Origin of the sequence: Paenisporosarcina macmurdoensis, from assembly GCF_042658845.1 — a bacterium.
Lineage (GTDB): Bacteria > Bacillota > Bacilli > Bacillales_A > Planococcaceae > Paenisporosarcina > Paenisporosarcina macmurdoensis.
Genome location: NZ_JBHSRI010000009.1, coordinates 65175 through 88839, shown reverse-complemented (window position 1 = coordinate 88839; position 23665 = coordinate 65175). Strand labels below are relative to the sequence as shown.

The window sequence follows — 23665 nt, the reverse complement described above, 5'->3', positions numbered from 1 at the left end:
GCGAAAATGTCTTTGAACGCGAAGGTTAACTTGCAGTGGTATACACTAAACAACCATGTTCATAGTCGATATAGTAACTGTTAATTTTCTGAGATGAACAAAGTGATTCTGCATTCTTCTGTTTATTCGCAGTACGCTTGTTTACCTTGGAAATAGTAAATCCTTCTTCTTTAATATCTACTAATAATACGTCGCCCACTTTCATATCACGCTTTAAATCATCTGTTGGAACCACTAATACATTAGACTCATTAGGGAATTCCAAAAGAACTGCTAAATCATCTTCAAATCGATCAAATTTGTACATTCTTCCTGTAAACATAGTGAACAGCTCCCTTTTAAATGATGTTTTTGCTTGTAGAAAGTTATTAATTGCTAAATATTCTTAATAAACGTAGAATTTGAAGAAATACTAATAGATTAACTAGTTACAATATAATCATAATTCGTTAAGATAGAATAAGGAAGAAAAACAAGTTGGGAAACTTTTTTCCAAAACACTCGTTTTTTTATAGGTATTCCTATTATGTTTCCCAACATCGCATAGTAGATATTACTCAATTACTCTAGTAGTATAAAAGGTGGATATATGAATAATATCGGTTTACTTATTAAAATGTCCCGTATCCAACAGAATATGAAACAAGTTAGTCTAGCCAAGGGTATATGTTCCACATCCTACTTAAGTAAGATTGAGAATAACCAAACCATACCTAGTGAAGATGTCCTACAGCTTCTATTGGAAAGACTGGAATTAGATTATGAAGATCTTTCTACTGAACAAGAATTAAAATTTTTATCTGAACTTTATTTGCTCTATAAAGAAGCAATTATTGAAAGAAATAAAAGCGAGGTAGTAGAAAAGTTAACAACGTATAACAAGAAAAATTTTCTTTTTGTAGATGAAAGTAATTTTTTTACGTATAATCTCTATTTATTTCGACTATATTTAATTACAGAGACTGATATTGATACAGTTAAACATCTGATGAATGCATTGGAGCAAATGCAAGAAAAGTTCGACGATCGACAAAATTTTTTATTTAACACGAATGCTGGACTATTATTCTATTTGGATCAACAATACAAAGATTCACTTAATCACCTTGAAATTTCTTTGGAATTAATAAATAAATTTCATTTAGATGAATGGGAAATTGCTGATTTCTATAATGCTTTAAGTATCTCTTACCTCTCCAATAATCATTTATTGAATACTATCGAATACTCAACTAAAGCTCTTAATTTTTATAAAGATAATTTAATTTTTAAAAGAGCGATTGATTGTTATATAGTCAAAGGAATAGCACAAGCTTCAACCGCCAAGTATAAAAGCGCAGAAGAAAGTTATTTATTTGCAAAAAAGCTTTCAACGGATTTCAACTATAAACAATATGAAGGAATAATAACCCAAAATTTAGGGTATTTATATTCTCAACAAAATAACCATTTAAAAGCGATAGAGTATTATATTGTAAGTTTAAATAGCCCTAATAATACAGAAGGTTACTTATTAACAATATTTTCTATAATCAAAGAATACTCAAAACAAAAAAACATTACCAAGATTAATGAATGGTGCAACAAAGGTTTCGAATTGTTAAAATTAAACTCATCCGAAAAAAATAATTCTTATTATTATCACTTTCATATTTACAGCGTGATGCACAATAATGATTTAAAAAATGAGTCCCTCTTTAAGTCAACAATTAATTATTTCGAAAGTTCCATGGATTTTCGATACGCTAATAAATATGCTATTAAATTAGCTGATTTATATATTTATCACCGGAAGTATAAAAATTCATCTTTAATGTATCAAAAAGCCTTAGAATATCAATTTTCACAAAAATCTATTACTTATTTGGAGGAATTATAATGAAGAAAAAATTAATAGTAATGTTATTCGCAGCAATAATTATTTTTGGTTTTGCAAAACAAGTACCAACACATGCAGACAATCAAATTCCAAGAATCACAAGCATTCAACCTGGATCATTTGTTGCACTAAACTAATTAAAAAGCAGGAACAACTTGATTTATTTCAAGTCGTTCCTGCTTTTTTTATTTAATTTGCTTTTTGGACAAGCCGTCTGATAGTGATTGTTCTATCCGGTTGAGCTGATCTTTGCGTTTTTTCATTGAAATTAACATAAAGATAAGTAATCCTATGATGAGTAGAGGAATAATAAAAACAATGATCGTAAAGACGATATCACCTAAATTCAATTTGACTCTCTCCCTTCCCTCGAATCTTATATATGTATAATACGCAGGTGCTGTCGTTTCAGTTTCATTAAATTAAAGTGATGGACTCTTCATCGGTTCAGCTTTAGTTTACCCCAACCTATTACCCATCAATTGCTTGGTTATAAACTTGCACTTCAACTTGCTGTTTGGATGTAAGAATCTCGATAGTATTCTTCTCCAATAGATGGACAAGTTAATATTATTACACTGAATACGGTGACGGCAGAAATGGTGCGAAATATATTAGCAGTGCATGAGAGGAGTTTACAGATGACTGAAATCAAACATGGCAACCAAAAGTTTTATGTAGGAGAAAGTGAAGACCAGCCTCAAGCAGAAATCACATTTATTTTAACGAGTGATTCAAGCATAACGATTAATCATACGTTTGTTTCAGACGAACTTAGAGAACAAGGATTAGGAGAACAACTAGTCAATAAAGTCGCTGAACATGCGCGAACTGAAAATAAGACAATCATTCCTGAATGTCTATTTGCTAAAAACGTGTTGGAAAGTAACAACGACTATCAAGATGTCTTATAACGTCTAAAGCCACCTACTCATTGGGTGGCTTTTAATTTGTTTTGAATCAGTGATTGTTCTATGACTTTTAAAAATGCTTCTACTTCTCCACATGTTGTCTGATGATTAAACGAAATACGTACAAATTTTCTTGCCACATCACTCTCATAATCCATCGCACTCATTGCAGACATCGCTTCGCCATAGCCGATTTTACAAGCGGTACCTGTGGAAATGGCAATTTGCTGACGATTACATTCAAGCATCATCCATTGCCCTTCAACGTGAGGCATAATTAGTCCTTGAATAAACGGGGATTTCGAGGAATTACTCCCCACCATTTGCACGCCTTCAGGTAATAGCTCTGACACAAGGGCTTGCAATCGCAATGCCTGTTGAAAAGCTTGAGGTTGATCAGCCAATGCATATTTAGCAGCAATTGTAGCTGCTACTATTGCTGGAACATCGACTGTACCTGCTCGAAATCCATGCTGATGTGTAGTGCCTTCATATACGGATTCCCAGTGCACGGAGGGATCAATATAAACAATCCCAACTCCTTTTGGTCCACCAATTTTATGCGCTGAGCAAACAGCTGATGTTACGCCCAATTCAGTCACATCAAGAGGAATTTTTCCCAACGCTTGAACGACATCACAATGAATTGGAACGCCTACAAGCTTTGCATATTCGGCACACGCTGCAACAGGTTGAATGGCACCCATTTCCGAGTTAACTAATTGCATGACGACTAACGCGGTTCCATGACTTACAGTATGTTCAAATGCTAGCATATCTAAAACTCCATATGAATCTACCGGAATGTAATGAATGCGGTATCCCTCTTTTTCTAATTCGTGCATCGTGGTTAAGACAGAGGCATGCTCTAATTTTGTCGTTACAATGTCCTTGAGCTCCGGTGGTCTTCCTCTTAATAGAGATCGAATCGTTAATTGATTTCCTTCTGAAGCATTCGCCGTAAAGTAAACTCCCTCAGCACGTCCATTAAAAAAACGTCCCCACATTTGTCTACACGAAGCTACATAGTCAGCTGCAGTAGAACCAGCATCATGTAAACTTTGAGTGTTTCCAAAAGCTGTTGTAGCTGCTTCTATATAGGCATCCAATGCTTCTTTTCTCATTGGCGATGTAGCGGCGGAATCTAAGTAAATCATCATCTTTTCACCAAATTCCTTCCCAAAAATGATTTTCTTCTTGTAATCACTGTATCTTTATGTCATTAATAGTGTCAAGACACTTGTAAACTTCCAGTAAAGTTGGTGTAAAGAATGTTTGATATTTGCATAATTGGTGGTGGTGTCGCAGGGTTGATGCTAGCCCATTCTCTTCCCTCTTCTATGTCTATTGCCATCCTCACAAAAGAAGATCCTTTTACTAGTAATACTGCTCTTGCTCAAGGCGGGATTGCAGCTTCCCTAGCTACCTATGATTCACCTTCGAGACATGCCGTTGATACGATGCTTGCCACTGCAAATCATGCACACTCCGAACGAGTTGACATTCTTGTTCAAGAAGGAAAAATGCTCGTCGAGAAGCTCATGTCACAAGGTCTTCCTTATGACACGACCACAAATGGAAATCCAAATCTCGGACAAGAGGCTGCACACACCCAAAGAAGGATTTTGCATGCTGGCGGCGATCAAACTGGAAAGATGCTGATGCAATATCTGCTTAAACAAACTCAAGAAAAAGTAACGCGTCTGCCTTTTCACGCCGTCTTGCAATTACAAATTAATGAAGGTCGCTGTACTGGAGTAATAGTAAGTGACGAACATGGTCATAGACATTTCATACAAGCGCGACATGTGATACTTGCCACGGGAGGAATTGGCCAGCTTTACAGTCAAACTTCCAATTCATCTGTTGCCACTGGGGACGGGTTATCGCTAGCCTATCATGCGGGTGCTATTTTAGAGGATTTAGAATTTGTTCAATTTCATCCCACTATTTTTACGTTGAATGGAAAATCATGCGGTCTTATTTCCGAAGCAGTTAGAGGCGAAGGCGCATTTCTCGTTAACCAAGATGGAGAACGTGTCATGCAAGATGTTCATCCTTTACTAGAGCTTGCACCACGGGATATTGTGGCCCGCGTAATTGAGTGGCACTGGCAAAAAGGGGATCCTGTGTTTTTAGATGCACGACACATTTATCGCTTTGATCAAAAATTCCCATCCATTTATGCAAACTGCATGAGTCATGGTGTTAATCCTGTCCAAGATTTATTGCCCGTACGACCAGGTGCCCACTTTCATATGGGTGGAGTACAAACGAATGATGTCGGTGAAACATCCGTTTCCCAGTTATATGCCATTGGTGAAGTTGCTTCAACTGGGGTTCATGGCGCCAATCGCTTGGCAAGTAATTCACTATTAGAAGGTCTTGTTTTTGCCCAGAGATTAGCTAAAAGATTACAAGAAAAAGTGACCCCTCAAGGTTTCAAACATTCCATACAGGTTTATTCAAAGTTGATGAATACTTGCCATTTCAATGTCATGCAACTTCGAATGACCGAACAAGTTGGGATTATACGGACTGGGGCCAGCTTACATGCATTCGTTAACGATTTCCCTCTCCATCCGCTAAATCTTACCGATTATACGAATCAAGAAATAGATTATATCCACCGTTATACAGCGGGTAGCTTAATAGCAAAATCCGCTTTGCTTAGAACAGAGAGCAGAGGTGGGCATTATCGTCATGATTATCCTACCTCTTGTGACGAATGGACAGGAAAGGTCATTGAACAATCCATCTATGGAGTGTCGATTAGTACACGCAAAATTGAACGTAAGGAGACAGTAAAATGAACCGTTTGAAAGTAGAAGAAGCGTTGAAACATTTCTTAATTGAAGATATAGGAGACCGTGACGTGTCTTCAGTCTTATTCCGTGAAACGGATATAGGCGAAGCAATTGTTCGTTTTAAAGATAACGGGGTTGTTGCTGGCCTGAACTGTTTTAAATGGGGGTACGGCATACTAGATGAAGGGGTAAAAGTAGAATTATTAAAATCAGATGGTGATTATGTAACTTCTGGTGAAGCCATTGTCCGATTATATGGCCCTGTCGCTTCATTACTTTCTGGTGAGCGTGTGTTGTTAAATTTAGTGCAACGAATGAGTGCTATCGCGACATTAACAGCCGCATGCGTAAATACTTTAGGTTCTTCGCATACACGTATAGTCGATACCCGTAAAACAACACCTGGTCTTCGAATGTTTGAAAAATATGCAGTGCGTATGGGCGGCGGCTACAATCATCGCATTGGTTTATACGACGCGGTGATGTTGAAAGATAATCACATTGCAGCGGCAGGATCAATCACACAAGCCGTAGAAAAAGTTCGAGCATCGCTAGGACATATGGTTATGATTGAAGTTGAAGTGGAAACGGAACAACAATTACATGAAGCAATTGCAGCGCAACCCCATGTCATTATGTTTGATAATCAAACACCTGAAACGATGACTCGTTGGGCAAAACTAGTCCCTCCTTCTATTCGCACTGAAGCTTCAGGCGGCATAGTTTTATATAAGTTGGAGTCATATCGACATACAGGTGTTGATGTTATTTCCATTGGCGCGTTAACACATAGTGTTTCAAATATAGATATTAGTATGAATTTATCTGTTTCTAGTAAGGAGGCTTTGTTTTCATGACATCATTATTAGAAGAACTACAGCTTGCTGACGCGATGCCTACTCACTATTTACACACTTCAACAGAAGAACTTCATCAGCGTGCGCGACACGCAAAAAACCTCCTTGGTGAGCGTTTGTATATTCTAGGACACCACTATCAAAAAGACGAAGTGATTATGTATGCAGATGTAACTGGCGACTCTTTACAACTTTCTCAGATCGCATCTAAACAAACAGCAGACTACATTATTTTTTGTGGAGTTCATTTTATGGCAGAAACTGCAGACATTTTAACGACTGCTAAACAAGCTGTCATCCTTCCAGATATGCGTGCTGGGTGTTCGATGGCCGATATGGCGAATATTGATCAAACAGAACGTGCTTGGATAGAATTACAAAAAGATTTTGGAGACACAATCGTCCCGTTAACTTATGTTAATTCGACCGCTGCAATAAAAGCATTCGTTGGCCGCAATGGAGGCGCAACTGTTACGTCTTCCAACGCACAAGAAATGGTCGAATGGGCTTTAACACAAAAACAACGTATGCTATTTTTACCTGATCAACATTTGGGACGAAACACAGCGGTAAAACTAGGGATTCCTTTAGAGCAGATGGCGATCTGGGATCCGATTAAACAAAAGTTAGAACGTCAATGTGATGTAGAAGATGTCCGAGTGATTTTGTGGAAAGGTCATTGTTCAGTACACATGAATTTCTTACCTAAACATGTGGCTAATTTGCGGGTCAAAGAACCAGATCGTCATATTCTCGTACATCCTGAATGCACGTATGAAGTCGTACATGCATCTGATTTTGCAGGGTCGACGAAATACATTATCGATATGATTGCAGCATCAGAAGTTGGGTCAAAATGGGCAATTGGAACAGAGATGAATTTAGTTAACCGCTTAATCGCAACTTATCCTGACCGTGATATTGTATCCCTTAACCCCTTTATGTGCCCTTGTTTGACGATGAACCGTATTGACTTGCCTCATTTAACATGGGTGCTAGAAGAACTTGTGGAAGGTCGAGTCATCAATCAAATTGTAGTCGATGGTAAAACTGCTGTAGAAGCGAAGATGGCATTAGAGAAAATGCTGTAAGTGACTAAATAGAGACCATTCCACATCTGTGGGGTGGTTTTTTGTTTGGAGTTTCAGGGGAATTTACGGAAGATAATTAGGAGGTTTTTGGATAGTTGCAACCAAAACGAAAAAGTTGCAACGAAATTTGAAAAGTTGCAACCAAAACGAAAAAGTTGCAACGAAATTTGAAAAGTTGCAACCAAACCAAAAAAGTTGCAACGAAATCCACAAAGTTGCAACGAAATACTTTTCAATAATATGCACAAAAAAACCAGACACTCAAATGTGTCTGGTAGTCTATTATTTAGAATGTGCTAGATCTTTTAACGAACGACGTAAAATTTTTCCGGTCGTGTTCTTTGGTAATTCAGTTAAAAACTCGAAGTTGCGAGGAACTTTATATTTCGCTAAGTGTTCTGCACAATATGCATTTAATGCTTCAGCAGTGATGCTTTCATCTTTTACGACTACATACGCGTGAACTGCCTCTCCGAAGTTTTCATCTGGCATTCCAATTACAGCTGCCTCTACTACTCCTGGATGTGCGAATAATACTTCCTCTACTTCACGTGGATAGACATTGTAGCCTCCAACAATAACTAAATCTTTTTTACGATCCACTATATAGAAATAACCATCTTCATCTATTTTTGCTAAATCCCCTGTATATAACCAGCCATCACGAATCGTTGCTGCTGTTTCTTCGGGCATTTTGTAATAGCCTTTCATAACGTTTGGTCCACGTACGATAAGCTCTCCCACTTCACCCACTGCAACATCGTCGCCTAATTCATTTACGATGCGGTTTTCCACATTGCGAATTGACATACCAATTGATCCTGGTTTACGATCGCGATCTAGTGGATTGAAACAAGTAACAGGTGAGGCCTCCGACAACCCGTAGCCTTCTGAAATTCGTACTTTAAACTTATCTTCAAAGTTATGTAGCAAAGCTACTGGTAATGAAGACCCTCCTGAAATTGCCAAACGTATCGTTGAAAAATCTTCGACATTCGTTTGAGGAGATTGATATAAGAAATTATACATAGTTGGAACCCCTGCAAAAACCGTAGCTTGCTGATTTTTCGCCATGTCAAAGACATCTTGAGGAGTAAAACGTGGAACAAGTAAAACCGTTGCTCCTTTTAAGAGTGGCGCATTTACCACAACAGTTAGTGCAAAAACATGGAATACTGGCAATGTAGCTAACACTTTATCTGAACCAGTAAATCCTAAATAATCCGCAGTATCACGCGCATTTGAGAATAAATTCTCATGTGTTAACATTGCCCCTTTTGGACGTCCTGTTGTGCCAGAAGTATATAAGATAACTGCATTGTCATCTGGTGAAATATCGACTGGTAATACGTCAGAAGAAGATGACTTAATTAGCTGTGTAAACGTTTTCACTTTCTTGCGAACGCCTTCAGGAAGAGCAGCAATCTTTTCCCCTACCTCTGGTGTTGTTTCACAGATTACATAAGTTAGAACAGATGGGAATGCGTCAGCAACTTTTTCGATCAATGGCAATAACATATCTAGCGCAATTACTGCTTTGGCATCGCTGTTCTGTAGAATATAAGAAATCTCATCAGGTGTATAAATTGGATTGATAGGAATCGCCGTTGCCCCTAAACGCATCGTTGCATAAAGAGAAATTAAAAAATGTGGAGTATTCCCAAGTAAAAAAGCAACATGGTCGCCTTTTTCTACACCCAATTCACGTAAAGCTGAAGCAAAGCGTGCAATTGATTGATCAAACTCTGCATAAGATGTATCGTTACCCATAAAATGATAAGCCGTTTTATTCGGTTGTTGTAAAGCAGTTTCACGAACACTAGACACTAAATTCATATGTATTTCCCCTTTGTATTGAATGAATACTCATTCATTATTCAATACTTTCATTATATAAGAAATGTTCTGTCAATACAAGAAGCACCGTGAATTTTCACGATGCCCGTACATGTGCAATATAGCGCCAACGAATTAAGAAATAATAGATGACTTGAATGAAGGTAAATCCAACCAATACTAAGATCATCTCACTTAAAATAGAAACTTCAGCTAAATTCCTCCAGATAACTTGCAATGATAAGAATGAGAATGCACTATGCAACATGGCAATTCCCCAGGGCAAGAAAAATTGCGGGATGAGTTGACGATTGACGATTTTAATTAATTCTTGATCGGTTAACCCCATTCGTTTTAATAAATCAAATTGCCGTTTATCTCTCTCTAAGCCCGTATACAATTTGAAGTTTACAAAACTCCCTGCTGCCAGTAACAAGACAGCTGCAACCATTAAACCTGTAAATAACAATAAAGAAAACGTTGCGCGTATAACCGAATAATTCAAACCTGGGTTCTCAAAATAAAACGGAAGATTAGCAAATCCACCATCATAAATTGTATCCGTCACTTGAGAATCTATTTCTAATCCGATTGACTTTGTCCGTTCCCATTCAGCTACGTGAAATGCAAAAAATTTATAGGAAGAATCCTCTTTCGTTTTCCCATTAAACGGTTCGTCTATTAATTGATAATCTTCGTCGCTAATAGCTATTATGTTCGACCCGATAATCATAGAAGGAAACAACATTTGTGGATATACACCACGAATTTGAATAGGGACATTACTTTCTTCAAGGACTGTTTGTATTTCTTTATTGGTTAAACTATCGACCGATTCCTCTGAATACGGTATAAACATTGCCTCCCCCGTTTCTAACTCAATAAGGGGTGATCCAAGGGCAATGGCCAAGCTATTTACATCAGACTCTCTCAATACATCAACTGAATTCTGCGAAAAAGAGGATGTTTGTTGTTTAATTAAAAATGGCACAAGAGTATAGGACAAGCCTTGCTCTTCTAATTCTTTTCGTAATGAAGATATATGGTCGGATTCATACGGATTCGTCAATTCACTTGAATAAATAAGTGATAATGGGTTTAACTGACGAAATTGACCTGTATAGGACGATAAAGAAGTAAGCGTCCCAACAGACAGAAAGGCAACGGTTGAAACGATGGTAACGATAAAATACATCTGAGCATTTTCACGCAATTTCACAGCTACTTCCGATATAGCAATTAAGCGATATGGTTGCCAATAAAGTGACTTTCTTTTTCTAATTTGATGTAGCAAAAACAAGACACTGTGGGTAAAGAAAAAATAGGTCCCAAATGCTGCTAAAGGTGGCAAGACAATGGCTAGTGCCAGCACAACATTCATCGAAGTAAAAGCAGCTGCCCCGTAAGCAAATAACAACATGCCAATCCCAAGATAGGCTTTCACCGTTGAATAGTTTTGCAGCTCATCAGTTTTCCAATATCCACGAATAAGTTCAATAATTTTTTGTTCTCGGATAAATACTACGCTTGTCATCGCAATAATGACGAATAGGCTAAAAAATGCGCCTACTGTCAAAGCGAATGGTTTAAAAGAAACATACAACGGCAAGCTTTCTAATTGTAATAATTCACGAACAATCATGAAGAAAAATTTAGAGAAAGCGTAACCAAAAAAGATGCCCGTGGCAACAGATACAGCACCAATCAACATGGTTTCTAAGAAAATCAATTGATTTAATTGTTTCTTTTCCATTCCAAGTTGAAGGAGTAAACCAAACTCTTTGGAACGTGCTTGCAAGAAAGCGCTCATGGAATAGAACAAGAAAAATAATGTAAAGATATATAAAATGATTTCAGCTACAATCATTCCGGACGCTGCAAATTCCCTTAAAAACTCATCTTCAATTTTGGGGTGAAATAGCAACATGGAATACATGAAAAATACCATCACCGAAAACATACTCGCCATGAAAAAAGCTGCATAAATCCGTCTATTTCTTATGACGTTACGGTAAGCGAATTGTCGAAAGGTCATTGACATTGCCCCCTAGCAAGGACAGCACATTCAAAATGCGTTGGAAAAAGGTTTGTCTGCGATCATCACTATAGATCTCATTGAAAAACTCGCCATCTTTAATAAAAATTACACGATCGCAATAACTTGCTGCAATTGGATCGTGCGTAACCATTAAAATGGTTGTTTTTTGTTCTTGATTTACTTTTGCTAACAGTTCAAGCACATCACGGGATGCCTTAGAATCCAAATTCCCTGTGGGCTCATCTGCTAAAATAAAGTTCGGTTTGTGGATAAGTGCACGACCAATTGCCGTACGTTGCGCTTGTCCACCAGAAATTTCATTAGGACGTTTTTCAAGAATTTGGTCTAAGTCTAATTTTTTAGCTAATTCCTTTATTCTTCTTTTCATTTCGTCAATTGGGATTCCGTCTAATGTTAGAGGAAGCACCAAATTTTCTTCTACTGTAAGCATTTGTAGCAGATTAAAGTCTTGAAAGACAAAACCGAGTTGTCTCCGACGAAAAAGAGCCAACTCGGTTTTAGTCATTTCTTCAGGGCGTTGTCCATCAATGGTAATGGTACCAGAAGTGGCCGAATCGATAGTTGAGATCAGATTAAGTAATGTCGTTTTACCGCTTCCTGAAGGACCCATCACTGCGACAAACTCACCTTTATTGACTTCAAAACTTAGTTGATTAATCGCACGATGCGTCACTTTTCCCTCGTACACTTTGGTCACTTCAGCCATTTTCAAAATGGTCATCTTCCGATTCACCTCTCTCTGTTACTTCATGATGTTGAAACAGTACTGAAACAACCGTTCCTTTGCCTTGCTCAGACATAATGCTCATTTTATGACCGAGTTTCTCACAAATTTCATTGGCTAAATACAAACCCATTCCCGTACTTTCACCCGTTTTTCGTCCATTTTCACCAGTGAAAAATGCTTTCATGACGCGAGGAAGATCAGTTGCTGGTATGCCGATTCCTTCATCTTGAATCGACAGTAGTACTTGTCCTTGTTGACAGGTTGCGTGAATATGTACTTTTTTGCCTTCTTCAAACGTGTATTTTACAGCATTTGTAATGAACTGACCGATGACAAATCGCATCCATTTTGCATCCGTTGGAACGATGAATTTTTCATCAATCGAAATGACGGGATATACGTGATGTGTAATAAATAAACGTTTATTTTCTGACACTACTTCTGATACTAATGTTTTTAATTGTACTTGTTCAATTTGCATATCTTGCTCAAAAGTATCGAGGCGAGCATTGATCAAAACAGAATCAAGTCCTCTTTTTAGTCGATCAATTTCTTCTTGCATACTTTTTTTATCGAGATCCCCATCTTCTTGAAGAAGCAGTTCAGCAACTGATAATGGTGTTTTCATTTGATGTACCCATTGGTTCATAAATTGCAAATGACGATTTTGATTGGCGTACAAGGCTTCTACTTCGTTTTGATATAAACGATAAAACCCATGAAGATATTTTTCAACTTGGAGCTGCTCGGGAGACTTCCCATCGCGCTGCAGTGCCGCTTCCATATGTTTTGGTTGAGACAATACTTTGTGATAAAAAGTATAGCGCTTCACATATCGTCCAAATAAGAACGATAAAATTAATAATGTGCTAATAACAAAAGAATATATTCCGGTATCGATATTTCGAAAGCCATCCAACCAATATAATGACATGATAAAGATCACCATAATTAGTTGAAATATCACATACGCAGCATGTTCTTTTAAAAACAAGCGAAAACTCATCATGACTCCTCCGCACTTATTACAAAACGATAGCCTGCTCCTCGCACAGTTTCAATCGTAGAAGTTATGCCATAGTCTTGTAACTTTTTACGAACACGAGTCATGTTTACGTTTAAAGTATTTTCATCAACAAAAGCTTGGTCGTCCCATAGTTCTTCGAGCAATTGTTCGCGAGTAACAACTTTCGGTGACTGGCTTAGCAAAAGCTCTAATATTGTACACTCTCTTTTTTGCAGAGGAATTTCAAGAGAAACAAAATGAAGTTCCATGCGCTCTAAATATAAACATAGTTTGCCAAGTTTGATGGTACGTTCTTCTTGTTTCAATGCATACTCACCGTAAGTTCTTCGTAAATGACTTCTTATTTTGGCTAAGACGATTTCATAATGAAAAGGTTTCGTGATGAAATCATCCCCCCCATTTTCTAGTCCGAAAACTTGGTCCATATCTCCTGATCGTGCTGAAATAAACAAAATTGGACATGTTGTTTTTGTTCGGAACTGACGGCACCAGTAGTACCCATCATAAGAAGGTAAATTAATATCCAACAAAATGAGGTGTGGATCAAACGCTTCAAACTCTTCTAAAATAAGATCGAAATCTTGAACCGTTTTCACTTCATAATGATATTTACGTAACGTATCGGCAAGTAGTGAGGCGATTTTACGATCATCTTCTACAATATAAATTCGATGTGTCGACATCTATTCATCACCCTTTACTCTTTTTCTTAATTGTACTTAAGAAAAGCTCAAAGTGCCACTCTTGCTCGACTACGAAGGAGTAAGGCTTACGGTTAGTTAGGCAGCTACAACCTCATAATGGACCTGACAATATGAAAAACCAGGCAAAGTTCGCCCGGTTCTTTTAAGAAGAGTAACAATAGTAGCCTGTTGATTTCCGCTACGGTGGACGCTTTTCGCGGGCAGGGCTTCAGTCTCCTCGTCACTGCAAAAACATGTGCTCCTGCGGTTACTCGTCGCAAAGAAGATTGCTCCTGCGGTTACTCGTCGCAAAGATACTGCCTCTTGGCCAGCATCTTTTATGCGGGGTCTTCAGTTCATGCACCTGCCGCTTCGCTTTCGGTGCAGAAAACATCTGCTATTCCTTCAGAAGTCGCCACCTGCGCTTCAATTAACTAATATAGCTGGCAACTACGATTATAGGTTGGTTCTATCTCTAGTACTTAACTTAGAATCATTTTTTGGTGTCTTATCAATAAACAATTGATAGATTTTCTTGTTGGTTACTACTCAATTCGTGGATTGTAGTGGAATGCGGCGTGAAAACATCTGCTCCTGCGCTTACTCGTCGCAAAGATATCGGACGAATGACAGTTCGTCCAATATCTTTGCAGCGGGATCAGTGGGACAGGTGAGACCCCGCAGATCGCAAAGCGACCGAGGAGGCTCACCGTCCGCTTGAAACGGAAATCAACACTATTAATGAATCATTTTTTTGCCCAAAGCACCTAAAACACTAGATTTATGGAACTAAAATTATTTACTTTATCTTTAAATAAAAAGCCTGACCGAAGTCAGACTCATAAAGGTTTTCTTAATAAATTAATTGAAGAAATTGTTCTTTTGTTATGCCACCAAGATATGTGCTAATTTCTAAATCCCCAAGTGCTTCAGAAATCACTGCTTTTTCATATGACACACCTACTAAACGGTTTTCGATGTCGGCTACGTCACCAACGCCAAAGAAGTCACCATAAATATGTGCATCCTCAATCAGTCCATTTTTCACTTGTAAACGAACATCGATGCCTCCAGTAGGGAAACGTTCAGAATGAGCCATATTAAAAGCTGGCGATTTTCCATAGTTCCAATCCCAGTTACCGTAACGCTGTTTTGATAATTCTTTAATATTTGTCCAATCCTGTTCAGTTAATACCATTTCTTTAATGTTTTCTTCGCCACCAAAAATCGAATTAAGTAATGTTAATCGGAATTCTTCAATTGTTGATTTCTGTTCCAAAAACTCAGTAATGTTGGCAACTCGGCTACGTATTGATTTGATACCTTTTGATTCGATTTTATCTTTACGTACTTTAAGTGCAGATACTACAGCATCGATTTCAGTATCAAACATCAATGTGCCATGGCTAAACATACGACCTTTTGTCGTGAATTGTGCATTACCAGAAATTTTCCGTCCTTCAGCTAAGATGTCATTGCGTCCAGATAATTCTGCGTCAACGCCCATTTCCTTCAATGCATCAACAATTGGTTGTGTGAACTTTTTAAAGTTACGGAAGCTATCTCCATCATCCTTTGTGATGAAACTAAAATTCAAGTTTCCAAGATCATGATACACTGCTCCTCCGCCAGATAAACGACGAACCACGTGAATTCCATTGATGTCGACAAAGTCAGTATTTATTTCTTCTATCGAGTTCTGGTTTTTGCCGATAATAATGGCTGGTTCATTGATATAGAACAGAAAAAATGAATCTTTATCAACGTCCATTGTTTTCAATGCGTATTCTTCAATCGCTAAATTAATGCGAGGATCTGTAATTCCTTTATTATCAATAAAATACATAGAGTATCGCTCCTTTTAAACGTGCTACATACACTATAAATGATAATTCACTTTTTGTGTTGACAAATGTCTGACTGTTATAATACAATACTATAAAGAATAACAGTACTAGTACAGTACAAAAAAGGAGGTTAACGACATGCTTGAAAACGTAATCGAATTTTTTAAAAATCTTCCGCCGAAAAAGTGTACACAATGTGGAGAAAAAATCGAAGAGCAACATGAGTGCTATGGTACTACGTGCGACAAATGTAATCACTTATAAGTAACGCCAAAAGCGCCACTCAAGTTATTACCCGTAAAAAACAGCCGTTCAGGATTTTCTCCTGAACGGCTGTTTTTATGCTTGTTGAATATGTGAAAAGCGTCGTTTAAATAGAACAAGGAAGTAAGAAATGGTACATGCTACAGAGACCATAAAGAATGTAAATAAGATACCCACATTCCATTGAATAAAACTGATATCGGTGGAAGATATCGCTGCTTTGAATCCTTGAACGGAATATGTCATCGGTAACCATTGGTTAAAGATTTGCAACGGTCTTGGAATCAATTCAAGTGGGAATGTACCAGCACTCGTTGTTAACTGCAAGATGAGAACTAAGATGGTAGCGAAACGCCCACTATCACCAAGAACAGATACGAGTAATTGAACAATCGCTAAGTACGTAAAACTTGTCATGATGGCGGTAGCGATAAACCACCCAAGATTGACGGGTTCCAACCCTAAACCGAATAGTAAAATGGCAACAGCGGTCAATGCTTGTGCCACACCAACTATACCTAAGACGACCATTTTACTTGTTGCCCAAGCCCATCCACTGGTTGGCGGAATTGCTGATTGGACAAGTGGGAAGACAATTGAAATCATTAACGCCCCTACAAATAGCCCTAGTGACAAGAAGTAAGGAGCAAAACCTGTACCATAGTTTGGTACGTGATTAATAGCTGATTTTGTAACTTCAACTGGAGAAGATGCCATCTCAATTGTGTCATCTGTTGGATTTACATCATTCGCTTTAATTGAAGCATCTGACAGTTTATCTTGTAAAGTGGTTGTGCCTTGCTCAAGTTTTGCTGTTCCATCTACTAGCTTACTTGATCCAACTGCAAGTTCACCCGACTTTAATGCAAGTTCAGAAGTACCTGAAGTTAGCTGGTTTGATCCTTCTACAAGTTGTTGTAAACCGCTAGAAAGTTTTTGACTTCCAGAAGATGCACTTTGTACACCTTTTTCAAAATCACTTAATTTGTTTGTAAGTGTGCCACTTCCAGTTGCTAAGGCTGAAGCTCCTTCATTTAATGTATAGGAAGACTGAGTTAATGTCGTAAGCCCTTTTGCTACTTCTATATGGCCAGCCGCTAATTTCCCAGCTCCCACCGAAGCTTGGTTTAAGCCACCACTTAGCTGTTCCGTTCCACCTTGAAGTGCACCTAAACCTTCAGAAACTTGTGAACTTCCTTGTTGTAGTTGAGCGAATGCTCCTTTGAGAGCCACTTGTTGTTCTTCAGGTAAAGTGGCTAAAATCGGTGCCATTTGTTGTGATAATGTTTCGATTCCAGATGTTACTTGGGATGCCCCTCCAGCTAGTTGCCCTATTGAGTGATTTGCAGTGGTTGCACCTTCTTGAAGTTGATTTAACGCAGCTACAAGTTGTTGCTCTTTTTCGTTGGCAGTAGCCATACCGGACGATACTTGTGCGACTCCTTGTGTATAAGTGGTAACACCTTTTTGTAACTGACCAGCTCCAGTAGATAGATGACTGGAGCCTTGTTGAAGTTGACTTGCTCCTGAAACTAACTTGCCAAGCCCTGTGTTCAGTTCACCCGCTCCGTTTGATGCCTTTACGGTACCTGACGCTAATTTAGTAGAACCATCTGCTAAATCTACAGAACCGCTAGCTAATTGTTCTAAATATCCTTTTAAATCTGTTGCACCAGAAGATATTTCATGTGCACCATCAGTTAATTTCCCAGCTCCGTTTGCAGCTTCCTCGTAACCATCACCCATTTCCGATATAGAGGCAAAGAGTTTTTCTGAGTAGCTTGCAACGACTTGTTTATTTACCTCTGCACGAATTCTTTCCATTGCAGTATCACCAATTTGTGCTGATAAGAAGTTAAAGCCTTCATTTGGTTTGTATTCAATCATTAATTTTTCAGGATGTTCATCGAGCAATGTCGTTGCGTGTTGTGAAAAGTTTGAAGGGATTTCTATCACCATATAATACTGTTGATTTTCAAGTGCTTCTTCACCTTGCTCTTTTGATACTTCTACAAAGTGAAATTGTTTACCTTCAATTAGTTTCTTTGTAACATCTTTTCCTACAGACAATTGCTCACCGTCTAATTCTGCTCCTACATCTTCATTAACAATAGCTACCGGTAGCTCATTTAACTGTTCATAAGGATCCCAGAACGCCCACAAAAACATTCCTGCATATAATACGGGGATAAAAAGCACAGCTAGTACCGGAATAAGTAATTTTTTATTCTTAAAGATATTTAAGAATTCTTGTTTTATCATTAAAATCCACTCCTAATATAATCTCTTTAAAACTCATTGACCAAAACGTTCAATTGGTCATATCACTCCAAAAAAAGAGTCTCATTTGATGAGACTGCGAAAAATTGTGTCGCTAAATACAGCTACAATTTTTTCTTCTGATAAAGCATGGTCATGTGTTACTTGCCAATCTACTGCAAAAGCCATATAAGCTTTAAATAATAAATAAGCAACAAGTTCGACATCAACTTGTCTTATTTCTCCCTTAGCGGTAGCTCGTTCGATATGCTCTGCGATATAGCTTACAATTTCCTGTTCTACTTTAACAAGAACAGCTTGAACGATTGGTGTTTGCATATCTTTTTCTTCAGCAATCAATTTAGCTAACAAGGCGTGTCGTTCACGGAATTCCAGCATTTTCATCAACACGAGATGGGCATTTTCCTGGAACGAAAACTGGTCAGAAATGATCGCATCTTTTTCTACTTTCATTTCATTAATCATCGCAAAGACGATTTCATGAAACAATTCTTCTTTATTGGCAAAAAACGTATAAATTGTTCCTTTACCAACATTCGCAAGCTTTGCTACTTGATCCATCGTAGTCGCTTTGTAGCCAAATAAAGAAAATGATTTCGTTGCAGCTTCTAAAATTTCCTGTCGTCGATCCATTAGTATGTCACCTCACTTCAATAAAAAATGACCAAAAAACCATATCGGTCATTTAGTCATTATATTACTTGTTTTGTGTATACAATGCAAGAATAAATAGGATCATTCTTTTCTTCTTTATAAATCATCCATCATACGTAAAATATAATACGAGCTAATAATAGCCAATGCCGTTGCGATAATGGATCGCACAAAAAGGCTCATGATTCCATCAAAACCTAATGGATGGAAGATGGTGATTTTCAAGAGATAATCAAATACATATATTAAGATCATGAAAATTAAAAATTTTAATATGGCATACATGCTATTCTTCACTCCTAAACTCATTTTATCTTAATTTAAATATACATCATTTATTAATCAAAAAGAAAAAAATCCAAGCCCATGGTGGGACTTGGATTAACCATACTATTTAATTGGATTCACAAACAATTCTTCCAATACTTGACCTACAGCGGCTTTACCTTGATCGACACAATCCGGTAATCCTAAACCTTCATAAGAACTTCCAGCAAGTTTAATCATAGGAAAATGTTCTTGAATTTCTTTTTTCGCCTTAGCCACTTTTTCTTTATGCCCAACCACGTATTGGGGAGAAGCATTTCTCCATCTAGTGACCACCGAGAATATAGGGTTTTGATCAATTTTTATGGTTTTTCTCAAATCCGAGAGAACGACTTTTTCAAGCTCACTATCGGATAATTCCACTGCAGACTCATCACCTGGTCGACCCACAAATCCACGAATCAACACATGTCCATCTGGAGTGGTCGTTGGCCACTTACGATGAGTCCAGGTACAGGCTGTGATGGAATAATCACTATTTCGTGACACCAAAAATCCTGTGCCTTCTCTTTCTTGTGTAACCGCTTCTTCTTTAAAAGCCATGGCAACAGTCGCTACCGAAGTAGCAGGCATGTCCTGGAAATCAGTCATTAAGCCATGCTCTTCGAATAACGGAAGAGCTGCAAGATGTGGCGTAGCAATAATCAATTGATCTAGAAGCATTTCAGAATCGTTATTGAGGAATAGATTCACTTTTCCCCCAACTCGTTCGAACCTTTTTACACGGACACCTTTCATCACGGAGCCTGGTTCGAGCTGTTCTTCTATTGCTTCCACAATCGTTTCTAAGCCATTTTTAAAAGTACGGAAAATACCTTCTTTGGACTTTTGTACGGGTTGTTTTGGAGCAGTTTTTTTCGAACCGATAATCAGACTGCGATGTTCCTGTTCCAGTTTATAAAACTGGGGAAACGTTGCCTGGAGGCTCATTTTATCAATGTCTCCTGAATAGATTCCTGATAATAAAGGTTCAATTAAATTTTCAACTACTTCACCACCAAAACGTCTGCGTAAAAATTGTCCTACCGACTGATCTCCATTAACCGAGGACTTAGGTAAAATGAAATCACCAGCTGCGCGGAATTTACCGCTCCATGAGAACAGTCCCGAAGTAACGAAAGGCGATATTTGTGTAGGAATCCCCATGACAGAGCCTCCCGGAATTGGGTAAAGGCCATCATTGACCAGTATATAAGCCTGCCCAGTTGCATTACTGACAAGTTGATCACTAATGCCAAGGTCTTCAGCTAATATGCCAAAGCTTTTTTTACGTGCTAAGAATGAATCTGGCCCACGCTCTATAATAAATCCATCTTTTCGTACAGTTTGAATCTTTCCACCTAGACGATGAGTTGCTTCAATCAACACGACTTCGAGAGGATAGCCTTTTTCTTTCGCTTCTTTTTGCATGTAATAAGCAGCTGCTAACCCAGTAATTCCGCCACCTATAATTGCTACTTTTCGTTTTTCTTGAGACACAGTCATCATCACTTTCGATTTCAGTTTACTTATTATTTATTCAAATGTTTTAATACAACGTCAGACATAGCATCTATAAATAATGGTTGTGTATTTGGCATTTCAGGTCGGTAATACTTAGCCCCGATTTCATCTGTAACTACTTTACATTCATAGTCATTATCAAACAGTACTTCCAAGTGATCTGTTACAAATCCAACTGGTGTATAAACAAATGTAGTGTAGCCTTTTTGTTCGTGTAATTCACGAGTCAAGTCTTGCACGTCAGGTCCAATCCAAGGCTCTGGAGTTTGCCCAGCACTTTGCCAACCTACTTCATAGTTTTCCACACCTGCAGCTTGTGCTATTAAATCAGCTGTTTCTTTAAGCTGGTCCGGATAAGGATCGCCATTTGCGATTATTTTTTCTGGTAATGAATGCGCAGAAACAATTAAGCAAGCTTTTGCACGTTCTTCAGCTGACATTGAGTTAAAGGTTGCAGAAACTTTTTCAGTCCAATATTGAATGAACTTAGGTTCATCATACCAACTCTCAACAGAAGTAATTTCTAATCCGCCTAATTTTTCAGCCGTTTCTTTCGCACGTCCATTATAAGATTTAACAGAGAACGTAGAAAAATGAGGAGCTAATACAATCGAAACTGCTTCAGTGATTCCATCTTTATGCATTTGTTCCACTGCATCTTCTACGAACGGTTCGATATGTTTTAGGCCAATATATAATTTAAATTCAATGTCATCTTGAACCTCGTTCAAACGGTCTCGTAAGCCTGACGCTTGATCGTCTGTAATTTGAGCTAATGGAGAAATTCCACCAATCGCACGATAGCGGTCTCTTAACTCAATTAAAGCTTCTGGACTTGGCGGACGGCCACGACGAATATGTGTATAATAACGTTCTAAATCTTCTTCCTTGTATGGCGTACCGTAAGCCATGACAAGTAGCCCTATTGTTTTCTTAGACAACTACAACACCTCATTCATTTATTTACACTCTTCATTTTGCCATGTTCAATTTATTGATGCGAACATGAATGCCTTATGAATGTGCTTTAATTTGTTTTCGGCTATAATCTTGTACAAATTCAGTCAATTTCTTTAAGATATCCGGGTTTACTTCAGGGAATACTCCGTGACCTAAATTGAAAATGTGTGATGGATGTGCAAGACCTTGATCGACAATGTCTTTTGCACGTTCCTCAATTACCGACCAATCTGCAAGTAATAACGACGGATCTAAGTTACCTTGAAGTGTTTTGGTTAAGCCCATGGCACGAGCATCTTTAATTGATAAACGCCAATCTAATCCTACTACGTCTACTGGAAGGTCATGCCACTCTTTTGCTAAGTGACTCGCACCCACACCAAATGTCGTTACAGGTACACCTAACTCTTGGATAGCAGTAAAGATTCGAGTCATCACCGGTTTAATGAAGATACGATAATCTTCTATATTTAATGCGCCAACCCATGAATCGAAAATTTGGATAGCTTTTGCTCCTGCATCAACTTGTGCAGTCGTATAAACGATGATCATATCTGCAAGCTTGTCCATTAATGCAAACCATGCTTTTGGTTCTGATACCATAAATGCTTTTGTTTTATTGTAATTTTTTGAAGGTCCACCTTCAATCATATAGCTAGCAAGTGTAAATGGAGCTCCTGAGAAACCAATTAATGGTACATTCAATTGTTCTTTAGTCAAAATCTTGATAGTCTCAAGAACGAATGGGATATGATCTTGTGGTGAAAGTTCTCCAAGTTTTTCAACATCTTGAACCGTGCGAATTGGATTTGAAATAACAGGACCGATACCTGATTTAATTTTCACATCCACACCTATACCTGGAAGTGGCGTTACTATGTCTTTGTATAGAATTGCTGCATCTACATTGTAATTTTCAACTGGTAAACGAGTAACATACGCGCACAGTTCAGGTTGATGTGTGATTTCTTCTAATGAATACTTCTCTTTGATTTTTCGGTATTCCGGTTGTGAACGTCCTGCTTGACGCATATACCATACCGGTGTGTGATCTACTTTCTCGCCACGTGCAGCGCGTAGAAATGTATCGTTAAACTTTGTCATGATTTTCTTTCCTGCCCTTCAACTTCACATTTTTGTTGTCGCTCTTGTATATTCGTTCTAAATATAGACGTTCTCTACACTATTGTATAGATTTCGGGTGCAAATGTCATAGAATTGTCTAGATTGAGAGACACTCTTTTGACAAAGATTTGTTTCAAGCATTTATGCTTGGGGAAGATTATACTGTACATATAGATACGGAGGGGAAAATACATGAACATTTACTTAACATCAGGCACACCTGAATTCATGAATTCTTTAAAGGAAAAACATGCAGGAGAACAGATGATTGTCCTTCACGGAGAAGGCAACGCAGCGCTCCTTCACGAAACAACTGGAAAAACTGTTTTTCAAACACCACGTAAATACGAAGTGATCGACTCGTCAGGCGAATTTAGTGATCAAGGCTTTTTTGTCTTGAACAACATTCCAGTAACTGATGAAGGACGTCCAATATTTGAACATCGTTTTAATAATCGAGCACGTGCCATTGAAAATGAACCAGGATTTATTGCCATTCGCGTATTACGTCCAGTTAATTCTGATACGTATGTCATTTTGACAGAATGGACTGGATCCAGTTCATTTGAAGCTTGGCAAACTTCGCAAGCCTATAACAAAGCCCACGAAAAACGTGGGACAGATGAAGGCATCGACAAACGTCCAAATATTTTCTCTAGTGCTTCTTATGTAACAAAGTATACGGCTGTTCGAAAGAATGAAGAAACTCTTTAATTGCCAAAGCGCCATTCCTTAAAAGGAATTGGCGCTTTTTTAATTAAGGATATAGTGTGTGAATAAAGCAAAATTCTTTCCATTCTTGTTTGTGAACTATTTATCGCTCAAACA

23 protein-coding genes are annotated in these 23665 nt (G+C 38.0%); 8 read left to right on the top strand and 15 right to left on the bottom strand.

What is annotated here, in order from left to right; genetic code table 11:
* Positions 1 to 25: 25 nt before the first annotated feature.
* The gene (locus ACFPYN_RS08050; protein ID WP_377733450.1) at positions 26 to 322 is read right to left on the bottom strand and encodes a DUF3006 domain-containing protein; all 297 of its coding nucleotides are present in this window, start codon (positions 320 to 322) and stop codon (positions 26 to 28) included.
* Positions 323 to 589: 267 nt separating this feature from the next.
* Here ACFPYN_RS08050 and ACFPYN_RS08045 point away from each other — a divergent pair, with 267 nt between their 5' ends.
* Positions 590 to 1879, top strand: a complete 1290-nt coding sequence (locus ACFPYN_RS08045; protein WP_377733449.1) for a helix-turn-helix domain-containing protein — start codon at positions 590 to 592, stop codon at positions 1877 to 1879.
* Positions 1879 to 2016: a hypothetical protein gene (locus tag ACFPYN_RS08040; protein WP_377733448.1), complete on the top strand. Its 138-nt coding sequence runs from the start codon at positions 1879 to 1881 to the stop codon at positions 2014 to 2016. The genes ACFPYN_RS08045 and ACFPYN_RS08040 overlap by 1 nt, the downstream gene beginning before the upstream one ends.
* A gap of 48 nt (positions 2017 to 2064) precedes the next feature.
* On the opposite strand, the gene ACFPYN_RS08035 is transcribed toward ACFPYN_RS08040, so the two are convergent.
* Complete coding sequence (locus ACFPYN_RS08035) at positions 2065 to 2229, bottom strand: hypothetical protein (RefSeq protein ID WP_377733447.1); 165 nt, start codon at positions 2227 to 2229, stop codon at positions 2065 to 2067.
* A 237-nt stretch (positions 2230 to 2466) separates the two neighbouring features.
* Here ACFPYN_RS08035 and ACFPYN_RS08030 point away from each other — a divergent pair, with 237 nt between their 5' ends.
* A complete protein-coding gene (locus ACFPYN_RS08030; protein WP_377733446.1) occupies positions 2467 to 2793 on the top strand; it encodes a GNAT family N-acetyltransferase in 327 nt (108 codons plus the stop codon).
* Positions 2794 to 2810: 17 nt separating this feature from the next.
* Here the strand turns inward: ACFPYN_RS08030 and ACFPYN_RS08025 are convergent, their stop codons facing one another.
* On the bottom strand, positions 2811 to 3947 hold the full coding sequence (locus tag ACFPYN_RS08025) for an IscS subfamily cysteine desulfurase (protein ID WP_377733445.1): 1137 nt from the start codon (positions 3945 to 3947) through the stop codon (positions 2811 to 2813).
* Between the two features lie 114 nt (positions 3948 to 4061).
* On the opposite strand from ACFPYN_RS08025, the gene nadB reads away from it, so the two are divergent.
* From nadB to nadA, 3 genes are read left to right on the top strand one after another with little or no spacing between them, the layout of a single operon-like run.
* Positions 4062 to 5603: an L-aspartate oxidase gene (nadB, locus tag ACFPYN_RS08020; RefSeq protein WP_377733444.1), complete on the top strand. Its 1542-nt coding sequence runs from the start codon at positions 4062 to 4064 to the stop codon at positions 5601 to 5603.
* Complete coding sequence (gene nadC, locus ACFPYN_RS08015; RefSeq protein WP_377733443.1) at positions 5600 to 6454, top strand: carboxylating nicotinate-nucleotide diphosphorylase; 855 nt, start codon at positions 5600 to 5602, stop codon at positions 6452 to 6454. Before nadB ends, nadC begins: the two co-directional genes overlap by 4 nt.
* On the top strand, positions 6451 to 7545 hold the full coding sequence (gene nadA / locus ACFPYN_RS08010; RefSeq protein ID WP_377733442.1) for a quinolinate synthase NadA: 1095 nt from the start codon (positions 6451 to 6453) through the stop codon (positions 7543 to 7545). Before nadC ends, nadA begins: the two co-directional genes overlap by 4 nt.
* 282 nt (positions 7546 to 7827) lie before the next feature.
* On the opposite strand, the gene ACFPYN_RS08005 is transcribed toward nadA, so the two are convergent.
* From ACFPYN_RS08005 to ACFPYN_RS07980, 6 genes are all read right to left on the bottom strand, one after another.
* A complete protein-coding gene (locus ACFPYN_RS08005) occupies positions 7828 to 9381 on the bottom strand; it encodes a fatty acid--CoA ligase family protein (protein ID WP_377733441.1) in 1554 nt (517 codons plus the stop codon).
* Between the two features lie 97 nt (positions 9382 to 9478).
* Positions 9479 to 11416, bottom strand: coding sequence for an FtsX-like permease family protein (locus tag ACFPYN_RS08000; protein ID WP_377733440.1), 1938 nt, complete (start codon positions 11414 to 11416; stop codon positions 9479 to 9481).
* Positions 11388 to 12161 carry an ABC transporter ATP-binding protein gene (locus tag ACFPYN_RS07995; RefSeq protein ID WP_377733439.1) on the bottom strand — a complete coding sequence of 258 codons (774 nt, stop codon included), beginning with the start codon at positions 12159 to 12161 and terminating at the stop codon, positions 11388 to 11390. Before ACFPYN_RS07995 ends, ACFPYN_RS08000 begins: the two co-directional genes overlap by 29 nt.
* Positions 12139 to 13173, bottom strand: a complete 1035-nt coding sequence (locus ACFPYN_RS07990; protein WP_377733438.1) for a sensor histidine kinase — start codon at positions 13171 to 13173, stop codon at positions 12139 to 12141. The genes ACFPYN_RS07995 and ACFPYN_RS07990 overlap by 23 nt, the downstream gene beginning before the upstream one ends.
* Positions 13173 to 13877, bottom strand: coding sequence for a winged helix-turn-helix domain-containing protein (locus tag ACFPYN_RS07985; protein ID WP_377733437.1), 705 nt, complete (start codon positions 13875 to 13877; stop codon positions 13173 to 13175). The genes ACFPYN_RS07990 and ACFPYN_RS07985 overlap by 1 nt, the downstream gene beginning before the upstream one ends.
* Before the next feature lie 853 nt (positions 13878 to 14730).
* Positions 14731 to 15723: a lipoate--protein ligase gene (locus tag ACFPYN_RS07980; protein ID WP_377733436.1), complete on the bottom strand. Its 993-nt coding sequence runs from the start codon at positions 15721 to 15723 to the stop codon at positions 14731 to 14733.
* Between the two features lie 139 nt (positions 15724 to 15862).
* Here ACFPYN_RS07980 and yhfH point away from each other — a divergent pair, with 139 nt between their 5' ends.
* A complete protein-coding gene (yhfH, locus tag ACFPYN_RS07975; protein WP_377733435.1) occupies positions 15863 to 15988 on the top strand; it encodes a protein YhfH in 126 nt (41 codons plus the stop codon).
* A gap of 75 nt (positions 15989 to 16063) precedes the next feature.
* On the opposite strand, the gene ACFPYN_RS07970 is transcribed toward yhfH, so the two are convergent.
* The 6 genes from ACFPYN_RS07970 to hemE all read right to left on the bottom strand — a co-directional run bounded on the left by ACFPYN_RS07970 (position 16064) and on the right by hemE (position 22816).
* Positions 16064 to 18250: a YhgE/Pip family protein gene (locus ACFPYN_RS07970; protein WP_377733434.1), complete on the bottom strand. Its 2187-nt coding sequence runs from the start codon at positions 18248 to 18250 to the stop codon at positions 16064 to 16066.
* Between the two features lie 81 nt (positions 18251 to 18331).
* Positions 18332 to 18901 (bottom strand): TetR/AcrR family transcriptional regulator, encoded by a 570-nt coding sequence (locus ACFPYN_RS07965; RefSeq protein WP_377733433.1) that lies wholly within the window; start codon positions 18899 to 18901, stop codon positions 18332 to 18334.
* Between the two features lie 117 nt (positions 18902 to 19018).
* Positions 19019 to 19207 (bottom strand): hypothetical protein, encoded by a 189-nt coding sequence (locus tag ACFPYN_RS07960; RefSeq protein ID WP_377733432.1) that lies wholly within the window; start codon positions 19205 to 19207, stop codon positions 19019 to 19021.
* Between the two features lie 105 nt (positions 19208 to 19312).
* Complete coding sequence (gene hemY / locus ACFPYN_RS07955; protein ID WP_377733431.1) at positions 19313 to 20728, bottom strand: protoporphyrinogen oxidase; 1416 nt, start codon at positions 20726 to 20728, stop codon at positions 19313 to 19315.
* A gap of 32 nt (positions 20729 to 20760) precedes the next feature.
* Entirely contained in the window at positions 20761 to 21693 is a 933-nt protein-coding gene (gene hemH / locus ACFPYN_RS07950) for a ferrochelatase (RefSeq protein ID WP_377733430.1), read from the bottom strand.
* Between the two features lie 73 nt (positions 21694 to 21766).
* Positions 21767 to 22816, bottom strand: coding sequence for a uroporphyrinogen decarboxylase (gene hemE, locus ACFPYN_RS07945; protein WP_377733429.1), 1050 nt, complete (start codon positions 22814 to 22816; stop codon positions 21767 to 21769).
* A 213-nt stretch (positions 22817 to 23029) separates the two neighbouring features.
* On the opposite strand from hemE, the gene ACFPYN_RS07940 reads away from it, so the two are divergent.
* Entirely contained in the window at positions 23030 to 23551 is a 522-nt protein-coding gene (locus ACFPYN_RS07940; RefSeq protein ID WP_377733428.1) for an antibiotic biosynthesis monooxygenase family protein, read from the top strand.
* The last annotated feature ends 114 nt before the right edge of the window (positions 23552 to 23665 follow it).

Coding starts and splice junctions, on each gene's coding strand:
- ACFPYN_RS08050 (WP_377733450.1), bottom strand. CDS start 322: ATGTTTACAGGAAGAATGTACAAATTTGATCGATTTGAAGATGATTTA.
- ACFPYN_RS08045 (WP_377733449.1), top strand. CDS start 590: ATGAATAATATCGGTTTACTTATTAAAATGTCCCGTATCCAACAGAAT.
- ACFPYN_RS08040 (WP_377733448.1), top strand. CDS start 1,879: ATGAAGAAAAAATTAATAGTAATGTTATTCGCAGCAATAATTATTTTT.
- ACFPYN_RS08025 (WP_377733445.1), bottom strand. CDS start 3,947: ATGATTTACTTAGATTCCGCCGCTACATCGCCAATGAGAAAAGAAGCA.
- nadB (WP_377733444.1), top strand. CDS start 4,062: ATGTTTGATATTTGCATAATTGGTGGTGGTGTCGCAGGGTTGATGCTA.
- nadC (WP_377733443.1), top strand. CDS start 5,600: ATGAACCGTTTGAAAGTAGAAGAAGCGTTGAAACATTTCTTAATTGAA.
- nadA (WP_377733442.1), top strand. CDS start 6,451: ATGACATCATTATTAGAAGAACTACAGCTTGCTGACGCGATGCCTACT.
- ACFPYN_RS08005 (WP_377733441.1), bottom strand. CDS start 9,381: ATGAATTTAGTGTCTAGTGTTCGTGAAACTGCTTTACAACAACCGAAT.
- ACFPYN_RS08000 (WP_377733440.1), bottom strand. CDS start 11,416: ATGACCTTTCGACAATTCGCTTACCGTAACGTCATAAGAAATAGACGG.
- ACFPYN_RS07995 (WP_377733439.1), bottom strand. CDS start 12,161: ATGACCATTTTGAAAATGGCTGAAGTGACCAAAGTGTACGAGGGAAAA.
- ACFPYN_RS07990 (WP_377733438.1), bottom strand. CDS start 13,173: ATGAGTTTTCGCTTGTTTTTAAAAGAACATGCTGCGTATGTGATATTT.
- ACFPYN_RS07985 (WP_377733437.1), bottom strand. CDS start 13,877: ATGTCGACACATCGAATTTATATTGTAGAAGATGATCGTAAAATCGCC.
- ACFPYN_RS07980 (WP_377733436.1), bottom strand. CDS start 15,723: ATGTATTTTATTGATAATAAAGGAATTACAGATCCTCGCATTAATTTA.
- yhfH (WP_377733435.1), top strand. CDS start 15,863: ATGCTTGAAAACGTAATCGAATTTTTTAAAAATCTTCCGCCGAAAAAG.
- ACFPYN_RS07970 (WP_377733434.1), bottom strand. CDS start 18,250: ATGATAAAACAAGAATTCTTAAATATCTTTAAGAATAAAAAATTACTT.
- ACFPYN_RS07965 (WP_377733433.1), bottom strand. CDS start 18,901: ATGGATCGACGACAGGAAATTTTAGAAGCTGCAACGAAATCATTTTCT.
- ACFPYN_RS07960 (WP_377733432.1), bottom strand. CDS start 19,207: ATGTATGCCATATTAAAATTTTTAATTTTCATGATCTTAATATATGTA.
- hemE (WP_377733429.1), bottom strand. CDS start 22,816: ATGACAAAGTTTAACGATACATTTCTACGCGCTGCACGTGGCGAGAAA.
- ACFPYN_RS07940 (WP_377733428.1), top strand. CDS start 23,030: ATGAACATTTACTTAACATCAGGCACACCTGAATTCATGAATTCTTTA.